Source organism: Rosenbergiella nectarea (genome assembly GCF_900111105.1).
Classification (GTDB): domain Bacteria; phylum Pseudomonadota; class Gammaproteobacteria; order Enterobacterales; family Enterobacteriaceae; genus Rosenbergiella; species Rosenbergiella nectarea.
In genome coordinates, this window is the sequence record NZ_FOGC01000029.1 from 1 (window position 1) to 1,053 (window position 1,053).

A 1,053-nucleotide genomic window follows, 5' to 3' on the forward strand; every position below is an offset into this window, starting at 1 on the left:
GAAGCCAGTCGAAGATACCAGCTGGCTGCAACTGTTTATTAAAAACACAGCACTGTGCAAACACGAAAGTGGACGTATACGGTGTGACGCCTGCCCGGTGCTGGAAGGTTAATTGATGGGGTTATCCGTAAGGAGAAGCTCTTGATCGAAGCCCCAGTAAACGGCGGCCGTAACTATAACGGTCCTAAGGTAGCGAAATTCCTTGTCGGGTAAGTTCCGACCTGCACGAATGGCGTAATGATGGCCAGGCTGTCTCCACCCGAGACTCAGTGAAATTGAAATCGCTGTGAAGATGCAGTGTACCCGCGGCAAGACGGAAAGACCCCGTGAACCTTTACTATAGCTTGACACTGAACATTGAGCCTTGATGTGTAGGATAGGTGGGAGGCTTTGAAGCGTGGACGCTAGTCTGCGTGGAGCCAACCTTGAAATACCACCCTTTAATGTTTGATGTTCTAACGTAGACCCGTAATCCGGGTTGCGGACAGTGTCTGGTGGGTAGTTTGACTGGGGCGGTCTCCTCCCAAAGAGTAACGGAGGAGCACGAAGGTTAGCTAATCACGGTCGGACATCGTGAGGTTAGTGCAAAGGCATAAGCTAGCTTGACTGCGAGAGTGACAGTTCGAGCAGGTGCGAAAGCAGGTCTTAGTGATCCGGTGGTTCTGAATGGAAGGGCCATCGCTCAACGGATAAAAGGTACTCCGGGGATAACAGGCTGATACCGCCCAAGAGTTCATATCGACGGCGGTGTTTGGCACCTCGATGTCGGCTCATCACATCCTGGGGCTGAAGTAGGTCCCAAGGGTACGGCTGTTCGCCGTTTAAAGTGGTACGCGAGCTGGGTTTAGAACGTCGTGAGACAGTTCGGTCCCTATCTGCCGTGGGCGTTGGAGAATTGAGGGGGGTTGCTCCTAGTACGAGAGGACCGGAGTGAACGCACCACTGGTGTTCGGGTTGTCATGCCAATGGCATTGCCCGGTAGCTAAGTGCGGAAAAGATAAGTGCTGAAAGCATCTAAGCACGAAACTTGCCCCGAGATGAGTTCTCCCTGAC

The 1,053-nt window shown here is 52.7% G+C and carries 1 rRNA gene; it reads left to right on the plus strand.

What is annotated here, in order from left to right:
• A 23S ribosomal RNA gene (locus tag BMX14_RS16310) occupies positions 1-1,053 on the plus strand; the annotation flags it as partial.